General features: G+C 69.4%; 12 protein-coding genes and 1 pseudogene. 5 read left to right on the top strand and 8 right to left on the bottom strand.

What is annotated here, in order from left to right; all coding sequences use genetic code 11:
- Positions 1-262: 262 nt before the first annotated feature.
- The 7 genes and pseudogenes from ACFVXA_RS24200 to ACFVXA_RS24230 all read right to left on the bottom strand — a co-directional run bounded on the left by ACFVXA_RS24200 (position 263) and on the right by ACFVXA_RS24230 (position 4,857).
- Positions 263-712 (bottom strand): hypothetical protein, encoded by a 450-nt coding sequence (locus tag ACFVXA_RS24200; protein ID WP_383901762.1) that lies wholly within the window; start codon positions 710-712, stop codon positions 263-265.
- Positions 713-1,045: 333 nt separating this feature from the next.
- Complete coding sequence (gap, locus tag ACFVXA_RS24205; RefSeq protein WP_362031366.1) at positions 1,046-2,044, bottom strand: type I glyceraldehyde-3-phosphate dehydrogenase; 999 nt, start codon at positions 2,042-2,044, stop codon at positions 1,046-1,048.
- 107 nt (positions 2,045-2,151) lie between these two features.
- Positions 2,152-3,108 carry a GlxA family transcriptional regulator gene (locus ACFVXA_RS24210; protein ID WP_383901759.1) on the bottom strand — a complete coding sequence of 319 codons (957 nt, stop codon included), beginning with the start codon at positions 3,106-3,108 and terminating at the stop codon, positions 2,152-2,154.
- A gap of 96 nt (positions 3,109-3,204) precedes the next feature.
- Positions 3,205-3,576, bottom strand: coding sequence for a multicopper oxidase domain-containing protein (locus tag ACFVXA_RS24215; protein ID WP_390026682.1), 372 nt, complete (start codon positions 3,574-3,576; stop codon positions 3,205-3,207).
- A 2-nt stretch (positions 3,577-3,578) separates the two neighbouring features.
- Positions 3,579-3,776 (bottom strand): annotated as a pseudogene (locus ACFVXA_RS24220) (multicopper oxidase family protein); the annotation flags it as partial.
- Complete coding sequence (locus ACFVXA_RS24225; RefSeq protein WP_390026542.1) at positions 3,688-4,254, bottom strand: multicopper oxidase domain-containing protein; 567 nt, start codon at positions 4,252-4,254, stop codon at positions 3,688-3,690. The gene ACFVXA_RS24225 and the pseudogene ACFVXA_RS24220, both read right to left, overlap by 89 nt.
- A 93-nt stretch (positions 4,255-4,347) precedes the next feature.
- Entirely contained in the window at positions 4,348-4,857 is a 510-nt protein-coding gene (locus tag ACFVXA_RS24230) for a hypothetical protein (protein WP_383742147.1), read from the bottom strand.
- 237 nt (positions 4,858-5,094) lie between these two features.
- On the opposite strand from ACFVXA_RS24230, the gene ACFVXA_RS24235 reads away from it, so the two are divergent.
- Positions 5,095-6,141, top strand: coding sequence for a LysR family transcriptional regulator (locus ACFVXA_RS24235; RefSeq protein WP_390026545.1), 1,047 nt, complete (start codon positions 5,095-5,097; stop codon positions 6,139-6,141).
- A gap of 129 nt (positions 6,142-6,270) precedes the next feature.
- Here ACFVXA_RS24235 and ACFVXA_RS24240 read toward each other — a convergent pair whose 3' ends face one another.
- The gene (locus ACFVXA_RS24240) at positions 6,271-7,143 is read right to left on the bottom strand and encodes a helix-turn-helix domain-containing protein (RefSeq protein WP_390026548.1); all 873 of its coding nucleotides are present in this window, start codon (positions 7,141-7,143) and stop codon (positions 6,271-6,273) included.
- A gap of 219 nt (positions 7,144-7,362) precedes the next feature.
- Here ACFVXA_RS24240 and ACFVXA_RS24245 point away from each other — a divergent pair, with 219 nt between their 5' ends.
- The 4 genes from ACFVXA_RS24245 (at position 7,363) to ACFVXA_RS24260 (ending at position 11,455) form a co-directional block, all read left to right on the top strand.
- Complete coding sequence (locus tag ACFVXA_RS24245; RefSeq protein WP_390026550.1) at positions 7,363-8,286, top strand: SDR family NAD(P)-dependent oxidoreductase; 924 nt, start codon at positions 7,363-7,365, stop codon at positions 8,284-8,286.
- A gap of 535 nt (positions 8,287-8,821) precedes the next feature.
- The gene (locus tag ACFVXA_RS24250; RefSeq protein ID WP_390026553.1) at positions 8,822-8,995 is read left to right on the top strand and encodes a hypothetical protein; all 174 of its coding nucleotides are present in this window, start codon (positions 8,822-8,824) and stop codon (positions 8,993-8,995) included.
- Positions 8,992-9,912 (top strand): NAD(P)-dependent oxidoreductase, encoded by a 921-nt coding sequence (locus tag ACFVXA_RS24255; protein WP_390026556.1) that lies wholly within the window; start codon positions 8,992-8,994, stop codon positions 9,910-9,912. The genes ACFVXA_RS24250 and ACFVXA_RS24255 overlap by 4 nt, the downstream gene beginning before the upstream one ends.
- 31 nt (positions 9,913-9,943) lie before the next feature.
- A complete protein-coding gene (locus ACFVXA_RS24260; protein ID WP_390026559.1) occupies positions 9,944-11,455 on the top strand; it encodes an MFS transporter in 1,512 nt (503 codons plus the stop codon).
- Positions 11,456-11,493 lie beyond the last annotated feature (38 nt).

Consider the following 11,493-nt stretch of genomic DNA (forward strand, 5'->3'; position numbering starts at 1 on the left):
ACCAACTGGTAAGAGTTAGCAGGTCAGTTGGGGTCATCGGCAGATTCCCAGGGTGTTTGAACCAGGTGCTTCAGAACGGGACTCAGCGTTCCTTGCGATACCCGAGATCGGTGGGACAACCTGACGGCTCTGGGGTGGTCGGCTCGTATCCGGCCCGTCGCTGGGCACTTCATCGGCATTGCGGAGCCGCCCGACCTCCCTTGGCTGAAACGTGGGGAATGCCTCTGAAGAGCAGCGGTCAAGGGGCGGTGATCTGTCGGCTTCAGGGGGTGTTTCCTGGGGACGCAAGGCTGCTTGCGCTGCCGGGTACCGCGCGTTCCTGGCCACGGATCTTCGCGAGTTCGTCGTAGAGCTGAGCCAGGGCTTCGGGGCGTCGGTCGGCAGGCAGGACAGCAACGCGGTCGACCCGATCGACGAGGCTGGTGTAGCGGGCTCGCATGTTGAGGTGCCAGCGCCAGCGGGATCCGAAATCGAGGGCGCGCAGCAGGGCGATGAGGAACGTGGCCGCGCCAGCCGCCACGCGGGCCCAGGACGAGTGGTTGGACGGGAGAATGGTCGCGGCGGTGGTCGCGGCCAGGGCCAGTCCCGTCCCCGCGTTGTGCCAGGCCGAGTCGATGCGTGCCCCGCGTGCATGCGGCCGTGCGGCCGCTTCCAAGGTGGCCCGCAGATTGTCGGCGGCTTGTACAAGTCCGTTTTCGTCGGCAGCAGTCACTGAGGCCCTCCCCGTGGACGACGGTGCGCCAAGATTCAGCGGCCCGATTGCACCTGGTCAAGTAGGCGTTGTGCGGGTGCCGTGGCGATCGTCCGGCGCTTCTCGGCGGGAGACATCGGCGCTGTAGCCGGGGCCGAAGCCGTGTTGGGGCTGCTTGGACATCCCCAGCCACGCTCTTCGTCCCCACTTGGTTGTGGGCTTACCCAGGGGGCGGCCGGGCGGACCCACTTCTGTGACTGAGCGCTCTGGTTGGCCCGACTGGTCAACCAGAGCGCTCAAAGGAAGTGCTGGCCGGCGCGGTCGCCGGACGCCGGGCACCACCCCGGCGGCCGGTCAGCTGGTGGCGAGGAACTCCAGCGTGTCGATCACACGGTTCGAGAAGCCCCACTCGTTGTCGTACCACGCGACCACCTTGACGTGGCGGCCGTCGACACGGGTGAGGGCCGAGTCAAAGATCGCCGAGGCGGGATTGCCCGTGATGTCGGACGACACGAGCGGGTCGTCCGAGTACTCGAGGATGCCGGCGAGCGGCCCCTCCGCTGCGGCGCGGTACGCCGCCAGCACGTCGTCGCGCGTCACGTCGCGGGCGACGGTCGTGTTGAGTTCGACGATCGAGCCCACCGGCACCGGTACGCGGATCGAGTCGCCCGACAGCTTGCCGTCGAGGTTCGGTAGCACCAGGCCGATCGCCTTGGCGGCGCCGGTCGTGGTCGGCACGATGTTGACGCCGGCGGCGCGGGCGCGGCGGGCGTCGCGGTGCGGACCGTCCTGCAGGTTCTGCTCCTGCGTGTAGGCGTGCACCGTCGTCATGAACCCGTGTTCGATACCGGCGAGTTCATCGAGGACCACGGCGAGCGGCGCGAGCGCGTTGGTGGTGCAGGAGGCGTTCGAGACGATCGTGTGCACGCCCGGGTCGTAGGCGTCGGTGTTGACCCCGAACGCGAGCGTGACGTCGGCGCCGTCCGACGGCGCGCTGACGAGTACCTTCTTCGTGCCCGCGTCGAGGTGGGCCCGGGCGGCCTTGGCCGAGGTGAAGCGGCCGGTGGCTTCCAGGACGATGTCGACGCCGAGTTCGGCCCACGGCAGCTGCGCCGGTTCGCGCTCGGCCAGCACCGTGATCCGACGGCCGTCAACGACGAGGGCGTCCCCGTCAACGGTCACTGGGCGCCCGAGCCGGCCGGCCGTGCTGTCGTAGGCGAGCAGCCTGGCGAGAGTGGCGGGCTCCGTCAGGTCGTTGACGGCGACGATCTCGAGGGCGCTGTCGCGCTCCAGCAGTGCGCGCAGCACATTGCGTCCGATGCGGCCGAATCCGTTGATGGCGATGCGAGTCATGAGTGATGTCCCTTCCCTTCCACACCAGGCTCGCCCGCGGCCGGCGCCGCCGACAGTGGCGGGATCGCCACGGTTCAAAAGGATCCCGCCACGCGATGCCGGGCGGGTTACTCGCCCCGGGTGAAGGTGCGCCGGTACTCACTCGGTGTGGTGCCGAGGATGCGCTGGAAGTGCAGGCGAAGGTTCGCGCCGGTGCCGAGCCCGATGTCGGCGGCGATCTGTTCGACGCTGCGCTGCGAGCGCTCGAGCAGTTCGCGGGCCAGGTCGATGCGGGCGCGCATCACCCACTGCATCGGCGTGTAGCCGGTCTCCTCGACGAAGCGCCGGGAGAACGTGCGCGGCGAGACCCCCGCCTGCCGCGCCAGTATGTCGAGGGTGAGGGGCTCGGCCAGCCTGTGCAGCGCCCACTCGCGGGTGGCGGCGAACCGCTCGCCGAGCGGCTCGGGGACGCTGCGCGGCACGTACTGGGCCTGGCCGCCGCTGCGGTAGGGGGCCGCAACCAGACGCCGGGCGGCGTGGTTGGACGCGGCCACTCCGAGGTCGCCGCGCAGGATGTGCAGGCACAGGTCGATGCCGGAGGCGGCGCCGGCCGAGGTGAGCACGCTGCCCTCGTCGACGAACAGCACGTTCTCGTCGACCTGGACGAGCGGATGCCTGGCCACGAGTGCCCGCGTGTAGTGCCAGTGCGTCGTGGCGCGCCTGCCGTCGAGCAGGCCTGTGGCGGCGAGCGCGAAGGCGCCCGTCGAGATGGCGGCGAGCCGCGCGCCCCGGTCGTGGGCGGCGATCAGAGCCTCGACGACGGCCTGCGGCGGGTCGTCGCGGTCTGGGAACCGGTAGCCGGGGACGAAGACGATGTCGGCCCACGCGAGCGCTTCGAGGCCGTAGGCGACGGAGTACGCGAGGCCGTCGCCGCCGGTCACGAGACCGGGTGTCGCCCCGCACACCCGCACCTCGTACGGCATGCTCGCGCGGGTCGTGAAAACCTGCGCGGGAATTCCGACATCGAGCGGCTTCGCACCCTCGAGCACAAGGACGGCGACGCGATGCAGACGGGGTGCGGGCACAGGAACAGGTTACGTGGGGCGGGCTGCCTACAACGCCAAGCCCTCCAGCGACCCCAACGCCGAGTTGGGTGACAGGTCTCGTCACCTGTCCTTGCCTCACTTGACGATCTCCAGAGCTGCCATCATGCCTTCGTCCTCGTGGTTGAGGATGTGACAGTGCAGAACGGTCTTGCCGGTGTAGTCGCTGAAGCGGATCCGGATGACGAACTGGCCCCTGGCAGGAATGCTCGCGTCGTCCTGCAGGCCGTGACCGAGTCTTGTGTCGGCCCGAAGGAGGAGGTGGGCATGGTCGCCGGGTGCGCAGAACGCCCTTCGGAGTCCAGGGTGGCCAAGGTCGCTTTCGGGAAGGAGTTGCCACCCGGGCCCGTCTCGGACGCGATCTGCAACTGGGTGCGGCCGGCCGGGCCCCCTTGTACGAGCACGTCGAAGCGTGCGCCGGCCGCGAGGAGGAGCGAGTCGGCGGTCCAGATGCGGTCAACAGGGGTGCCGTCGTGGGCGATCACGTTGAACTGCTGTCCCTGAAGGTGGACGTTGTAGTAGATGTTGGCGCTGATGTTGGCCAGCCGCCACAACTGCGTCTCACCCGGACGAATGCGAATGGTCGGATTCAGTTGGCCGTTGACGGTGCGATGCGTGGACGCGCCGATGTGCAGATTCCGGGTCTTGATCGCGTCGCCCTGGAGTTGGAAGTCCTTGAGAGCGATGACGTGTTCGGTGATGTGGCGCCAGGCTCGCCGGAAGGTACTGCTGCAGCCCGTCGACGATGAGGATGCCCGACATGCCTCCAGCGACCTGTGGTGCGGAGGTGAGGTGCGGGTGTGGGTGGTACCAGTAGGTGCCCGCCCGCACTGTGGTCGGGAACTGGTAGGTCGTCGGCGTTACCGCTCGGCGACACATGAAGTCCGTGAACATGCAGGTTGTGACCTCGTCCAGCGTGTTCTTCATGGCCAGGTCCAGCTTGTGCCCCGGCCGGATCCGCAGCGTAGGCGGCAATGTAGCTGCCGTTGTAGGTGAGGGCCCACAGCTTGCGGCCCCCACGTCCACCCGCCGCTTCTCCACGCTGAGCTCCACCCGCAAGGCTCGGTCTCCACCTGGGCCACTCGATGGCCGATGCGCCTGAAGCGTCCTCCAGGCACGCCACGACATGGCCGGCTCCGGCGAAATGATCAGCCCCGGCGAAGAAGAAGCCAGCCGGTGACACGGGGGGGTGTGACACTCACGGCTTTGGAATGAGACTGGTCAGATAGATGCGCCAAGCATGGCGCTGACGCCGGCGATGATCGCCCCGCCGATCGCGATGGAGACGAACGAGCGGAAGAAGCCTGTGCTGAAGAAGCGCCACCGAATCCAGGCCAGACTGACCAGTTCGAGGGCGATCACGGCCAGCGCCACAACAAGCGCGGTGCGGTACTGCGGTATGAGGAAGGGCAGGGTGTGCAGCACGCCGCCGAGGAAGGTGCCTGCCCCGGTTATGGCTCCCCGCAGATAGGGGTTGCCGCGACCGGTCAGGTCGCCGGTGTCGGACAGTCCTTCGGAGAAGGCCATGCTGACACCGGCGCCGAGGGCGGTGGCCAGCCCGGCCAGGAAAGCGTAGTGCGGCTGGTGCGTGGCGAACGCGACGGCGAAGATCGGCGCCAGTGTGGACAGCGAACCGTCGATGAGACCAGTCATGGCGGGTTGCGCCCGCTGCAGGAGAAACGATCGCCTGTCTTCGTCCTGGGACGGCCGCAGTAGCGTCGTCGTGGTCATGGTGTGTCTCCTTGCCGATCACGGCTCCCGTAAGGGGGACGGGCCGGGGAAAGCGGCAGTGCGGTGCCGCTCGATCGCGGACGGTGAAGCCTGCCGGGCTTCGTGCACCGGGCCCGTACGGGCCGCTGCCGAGGGTGGTGTGGTCGTGCTTCAACGCTGGCAGATGCTGACCACCCCTGGTAGCGGCCTTAGGCTTGAGGGGATACAACCCCGGCTTGCAGCTGGGAGGGCGGTTCGATGGTGCTCAGCACACACGTCCCCGATCTGGTCGCGTTGGAGTTGCTGCTCGGTGTCGCCCAGGAGGGCAGTCTCAACAGCGCCGCCCGGGCGGCAGGGGTGAGCCAGCAGGCCGTGTCGGCCCGGATCAGGGCGATGGAAGGACAGACCGGGGTCACGCTGGTGCACCGCAGTCCCCGCGGGTCCACCCTGACCGCGGAAGGCGTCATGATCGCGGAGTGGGCAGCCCGGCTGCTGGGGGTCGCGGCCGAACTGGACGCCGGAATAGCTGCGCTGCGGGCCGACCGGCGAGCCCGGCTGCGGGTCAGCTCGAGCTTGACCATCGCCGAGCAGCTCCTGCCGGGCTGGCTGTCGTCCTTCCGCACGCAAGGACCACCGGGCGACGGCGCACCGGAGATCCTGCTGACCGCGATCAACACCGCCACGGTCATCACGCATGTCACCGACGGTACGGCGGACATCGGATTCACTGAAGGCCCGCAGCAGCCGGCCAGGCTTCACGGCAGGGTCGTCGGACACGACCGGCTCGCCGTGGTGGTCACGCCAAGCCACCCGTGGGCCGAGCGCGGCCGGCCGGTCAGCGCCACTGAGCTGGCCGCGACCCCGTTGGTGAGCCGCGAAGGCGGCTCCGGCACCTGGGAGACCCTGGCGACTGCGCTGGCCGCCGTGCTCGGCCCTGGCGCCTCCCAGGCCGCGCCCGCGTTGTGGCTGCCCACCACCTCGGCAGTTCGCGCGGCCGCGCTTGCCGGCTCGGCACCAGCGGTCATCAGTGAACTGGCCATCCAGGACGATCTCGCCACGGGCCGGCTCATCGCGGTTCAGACACCGCAACTCGACCTGCGCAGGAACCTGCGTGTCATCTGGAACGGCGCCTCAAGTCCGCCCAGCGGTGTGGCACGGGACCTGATCGCTCACATCCTCACCCGGGGCGATCAACGACGCGGCAGCCGCCGGATGCGCCGGTCCGCGTCCCACCCGGGGCCGTCGACCGGCACTGGCGTATTCCCGTCGTCACCCCCGGTGAGCGCGCCGGGCCGCCGCACGTGACGACAGCGCATTCGTGCACTCGATCACCCAGGCAGGCGCGAGCGGATGTCGCGGGGCCTCTTGCGCAGGCCGAGCGGCATCGCGTGAAACGCGGCTGATCGTTCTCCGGGAAGGCACGTCCGCGCGGGATCATCTGTCCGTTGCCATGCGCACGGCGTTCGTGGGCGTGCGGGCGGAGTCGTTCAGGGAGGCAAGCAGGCGCAGGCGGTCTTCGGAGTCGCTGCCGGGGAGTGCGTGGTAGGTGACGAGGGTCTGTCCTTGGGTGCCGGGGATCTGCAGTTTCTCGTAGTGCAGCTCCAAGGGACCGACCTGGGGATGTTGCAGCAGGCTGATGCCGGTGGCCTTGTGCCTGACGTCCTGACGTGCCCACAGCTTGCGGAAGCGTTCGCTGCGTACGGAGAGCTCGCCCACGATCTCGACGAGGCGCGGATCGTCAACGTCCGGGCCGGCGACGGACCGCAGGTAGGGCACGACCCGGGCGGTCGTCTCCTCCCAGTCGGCATGCAGCGCGCGCAGTTCCGTTTCCAGGAAGGCGTCGAGGATGCTGTTGCGGCCGGGTGCGTTGAACGGTGAGAGGGCGATGGCCAGGGGGTTGGCGGCGAGGACATCCATGTACGCGCCGTGGATGTACGCCGGGGTCAGCGGCCATGTGCTGATCAGGGTGCGGATACCGTCGCCGACCTTTTCGGGCCGACGGGAACTCCGGCGACGGGTGCTGGGAGAGGTGGCGAGCTGGACGAGGTAGGCGGTGGCCTCCTCGTCCAGTTGCAGTGCGTTGGCGATGCTGACCAGGACCTGTTCGGAAGGATGCCGGTCACGGCCTTGCTCCAGCCGAACGTAGTAGTCGGAGCTGACACCGGCGAGGAAGGCGACCTCCTCCCTGCGCAGGCCCGGGACGCGCCGGCTGCCGGTGTCGGAGATGCCCACGGCGGCGGGCTGGACGAGTTCCCGGCGGGCGCGCAGGTACTTGGCCAGGGGGCTCGGATCACCGTTGGCTGTCATACGTTTCAGGGTAGGCATGCGCCGGCCCGTCCGGGTGGCCCTGTCACTCCCAGTCTCAGGCGGTCCTGGGCGGCCCGCGACGGGTGCCGCACAGTGGCAGACGCACGGCCCGCAACCGACAGGGCAGCCCGACGCTGTGCCCTTAGGGGCACTCGTTCGTACTGGTCACTTACCGGTTCGACCGTACTTCCGTACTTGCCCTCCCCCCGAGGAACGCCCATGTCTGAACTTTTCCGTACTCCCTTCGGCCGGCACTCGGCCGCTTCGGAGGTGATCGCCGGCGTGGACCTCTCCGGCAGGCGTGCCGTGGTCACTGGCGCCACGTCCGGTATCGGTGTGGAGACCGCCCGTGCGCTGGCGTCGGCCGGTGCCGAGGTCACCCTCGCGGTCCGGCGTCCCGACGCCGGAGAACAGGTCGCGGCCGACCTGCGTATCAAGACCGGCAACGACGCGATCCACGTCGCCCGGGTGGACGTGGCGGACCTGGACTCCGTGAACGCGTTCACCGCTGCCTGGGCCGGTCCCCTGCACATCCTGGTCAACAACGCCGGGATCATGATGCTCCCCGAACTGGAGCGGGGCACCGGCGGCCACGAGCAGCAGTTCGCCACCAACTACCTGGGTCACTTCGCCCTGGCCCTGGGCCTGCACAGCGCGCTCGCCGACGCCGGCGGCGCCCGCATGGTGACCGTTTCCTCCAGCGGGCACCTGTTCTCCCCGGTCGTCTTCGACGACCTCGACTACCGCTTCCGTCCCTACGACGCGCTCACCGCCTACGGCCAGTCCAAAACCGCCGAAGTCCTCCTGGCGATCGAGGCGGACCGGCGCTGGTCGGGCGAGGGCATCCGGGCGAACGCGCTGCACCCCGGGGCGATCGCCACCAACCTCCAGCGACACACCGGCGGCCTGAAGACGCCCGAGCCCTACCGCAAGACCATCGAGCAGGGCGCGGCCACCTCCGTCCTCCTGGCCGCCTCCCCGCTGGTCGAAGGCGTCGGCGGGCGCTACTTCGAAGACGTCAACGAAGCCCCGCAGGTCACCTCACGGCCCACACAACTGGGCGTCCCTGGAGTGGCGGCCTACGCACTCGACGCCGCGAACGCCGAGCGCCTCTGGGACCGCGGCACCACCATCCTGCGCTGACCGCGGTCATGAGACACGGCGGAGATATGAACGCCGAAGACGTCATCACCGCCCGCCTGGTCGCCCGGACGAAGGCTTGCCCTCTCTCCCCCCGAAGTCCGAACATCGACTACCCAACAAAGCACGGACGTCGAAGATGCAAGAAAGATTGCCCTGCGCGACCGCGCCGTCAGTCGGGCAGGGCAGTCCTTCTCCTCGCAGCTCACAGCCACCGATAGGTGCAGCTTGCACCGGCACGGGACACTGCGCACTCGTCCGGTCGGCGTCGAGCCGGGCCGTCTGCAGTCCGATCGGGGTCCGGCGCGCTGTTGAGCGCTGCCATCCCCGGGGCTGGTCGGCGGTCGCCGGGCAGCAACCCGACGCCTCCAGCCCAGGTGGGGCACGGGGCGCGACCCGTCCCGGGAACCCGCTGAGGATTCTGACCCCTGCCAGGCACAAGGACCGGTTGTATGCCGGCAAGCAACCGGCCTCTACCGGCGGATTCCGGCGGATGTGAGTGTCGAAGCAGGAGGGACCAACCACCGAGGAGGACGACATGCAGACAGTGACAGGGGATGCGCCCGGCCTGGCGGTGTCCCGGGCTGCCCATCTGACCCAGTGCCCCGGTGTCCTGGGCCTGGCCCCTTCCCGCTCGGACCTGACCAAGACCGATGACCTCATGACCGCCGCAGCGCCTTTCGGCGGTCCCACCCTGGAAGGCACGGCATGACCACCGACCAGCCCATGACACAGCACAGCACACTGGTCCGCCCTGGCGACGGCCACCACACGAAGACACCGGTGATCGCGTTCCTGGGCACCGGACGGATGGGCAGCCCGATGGCCGCCAACCTGGCCAGCGCCGGCTTCGAGCTGCGGGTGTGGAACCGGACCACCAGCCGCACCGCGGCCCTCGCTCAACACGGAGCGTACGTCGCACGCACTCCGGCGGAAGCCGCCCAAGGCGCCGGGATCCTCATCACCATGCTGGCCGACGGACCCGCCACCGAGGCCGCCGCGAACGGCCCGGACGGGTTCCTCGGCCGCTTCCCCGGGCTTGTCTGGGTGCAGATGGCCACCATCGGAGCCCGCTGGTCGGCCAGGCTCGCCGTGCTCGCCGCCCGGCGCGGGGTGACGTTCGTGGACGCCCCGGTCTCCGGCAGTCAAGCACCGGCCGAGGCAGGGCAGTTGACCATTCTGGCCAGCGGCCCCGATCGGGTACGTGACCTCCTCGCTCCAGTCTTCGGCGCGCTGGGCAGAGCCACGGTCTGGCTTGGTCCGGCCGGCGCCGGCACCAGGGCGAAACTGGTGCTGAACAGTTGGCTCGTCGACCTCGTGGAAGCCACTGCTGAAACCCTGTCCTTCGCCCGCCAACTCGGCCTGGACCCCGCCTCGATCGTGGAGCTGCTGCGGTCGACGCCGCTCGGGTCGCCCTACGCGGTGCAGAAGGCCACCACCATGCTGGGCGGCGACTTCACCCCCGCGTTCGCACTCAAACACGCGATCAAAGACGCCGAGCTCGCCGTACAGGCCGCGCAGGCCAACGGCACCCACCTCACCCTCACCGAAGCCCTGCTGCCCGGCTGGCGGCACACCGCCATGGTGCACGGCGACGACGACCTGTCCGCGGTGTACATCACGGCGTGATCAGCGCGACGCAGCGAAAGGACGCACGGCGATGAAGACACACACCGGCCCCACCGTCCCGTCTACGCCGTACGCAGCAGCGACGCGTCCACCTGAGGCCGTCATCGCAGCGGCGGACCAGGAATCTGCCGGCGCCGCCACTGCCCGGACGGCCCCGCACGGACGTTTGGGGCTGGCGCTCATCCTGGTAGCCGCGTTCATGGTGGTGCTGGACTTCAGCATCGTGAACGTCGCGTTGCCGTCGATCCAGCGTGAGCTCGGCATTTCAGGTGCGACGGTGCAGTGGGTGGTCACGGCTTACGCCATCGCCTTCGGCGGCCTACTGATCCTTGGCGGGCGTGCGGGTGACCTGTACGGCCGTCGGCGCCTCTTCCTCACCGGGCTCGCCGTGTTCACCGCCGCATCACTGGCCGGCGGACTCGCCCGCGACCCGGTGCTGCTGATCGCCTCCCGCGTGGTGCAAGGGGGCGGGGCCGCGATGGTCGCACCTGCCGCACTGTCACTCATCACCACCGGCTTCCCCGAAGGCCCGCGCCGGACCAGGGCACTGGGCCTGTACGGCGCGACGGCGTCCATCGGCTTCGTCGCCGGCCAGGTGTTCGGCGGCGTACTGGTGGAATTCCTCAGCTGGCGCTCGGTGTTCCTGGTCAACGTCCCGGTGGGGCTCGCCGCAATGCTGCTGGCCCCTCACATCCTGCGGGAGTCGAAATCGCCGCGTGCCGGGCGGCACCTGGACGCCGCGGGTGCGCTGCTCATCACGCTGGCTGTGGGCGCCCTGGTTTTCGCCGTCTCCCAGGCCGGCCTCACCGGTATCGGCTCCACTGCCGTGCTGGTACCGCTCGGCGTGTCCGTCCTGGCGGCCGCGGCATTCGCAGCGAACGAACACCGGCACGCCGACCCTCTCGTGCAGCCGGCCCTGCTGCACAAGCACGAGTTGCGCAGCGCCAGCGCCCTCATGCTGCTGCTCGGTCTGTGGAACGGCGGTGAAATGCTCGTGCTCTCCGAATATCTGCAGCAGGTCCTGCACATGTCCCCGCTGGGCGCCGGACTGACCATCGCTCCGCAAGGAATCGTGGGGTTCGCCACCGGCCTGCTCGGCGCGCGACTGGCACGACGCCTCGGCATTCAGCGAGTCCTGATCGTGACCGCAGTCACCGCCACCATCGGCTTCGCGGTCCTGACCCAACTCCCGGCGGGCGGCGCGTCCCACCTGCCGCTCGCGGCGGTCACGCTGATCGGCTTCGGCACGGCCGGCCTGGCATTCGGCAGCATGGTCACCGCCACCGCCGGTATCGCCGACCGCGATCAGGGCGTGGTGGGCGGAGTGATCAACACGAGTCGGCAGCTGGGTGCCGCGATGGGGGCAGCGCTGCTTCCCGCGGTCGCGGTCGCTGTCGACCGAACGCGGCACACCTCCATGGCAGCCGGCGACCGAGCAGCCATGCTCGCCGGGCTGGCAGCGGCGGGACTGGCCACGCTCGTGGCCATAAAGGCCGACCACAGGATCCGTACTGCCGCTGCGGGCGGACGGAGGACTTGCTGAGCCTCCGGCCACTCAGGTCAAGTCCAGCGTTCGGTCGC

This window comes from Streptomyces sp. NPDC058246 (genome assembly GCF_042881985.1).
GTDB lineage: Bacteria > Actinomycetota > Actinomycetes > Streptomycetales > Streptomycetaceae > Streptomyces.

Bases quoted from the DNA above. Each gene is read 5' to 3' on its own strand.
- ACFVXA_RS24250 (WP_390026553.1), top strand. From the start codon at position 8,822: ATGCAGACAGTGACAGGGGATGCGCCCGGCCTGGCGGTGTCCCGGGCT.
- ACFVXA_RS24235 (WP_390026545.1), top strand. From the start codon at position 5,095: ATGGTGCTCAGCACACACGTCCCCGATCTGGTCGCGTTGGAGTTGCTG.
- ACFVXA_RS24255 (WP_390026556.1), top strand. From the start codon at position 8,992: ATGACCACCGACCAGCCCATGACACAGCACAGCACACTGGTCCGCCCT.
- gap (WP_362031366.1), bottom strand. From the start codon at position 2,044: ATGACTCGCATCGCCATCAACGGATTCGGCCGCATCGGACGCAATGTG.
- ACFVXA_RS24240 (WP_390026548.1), bottom strand. From the start codon at position 7,143: ATGACAGCCAACGGTGATCCGAGCCCCCTGGCCAAGTACCTGCGCGCC.
- ACFVXA_RS24230 (WP_383742147.1), bottom strand. From the start codon at position 4,857: ATGACCACGACGACGCTACTGCGGCCGTCCCAGGACGAAGACAGGCGA.
- ACFVXA_RS24260 (WP_390026559.1), top strand. From the start codon at position 9,944: ATGAAGACACACACCGGCCCCACCGTCCCGTCTACGCCGTACGCAGCA.
- ACFVXA_RS24245 (WP_390026550.1), top strand. From the start codon at position 7,363: ATGTCTGAACTTTTCCGTACTCCCTTCGGCCGGCACTCGGCCGCTTCG.
- ACFVXA_RS24225 (WP_390026542.1), bottom strand. From the start codon at position 4,254: ATGTCGTGGCGTGCCTGGAGGACGCTTCAGGCGCATCGGCCATCGAGT.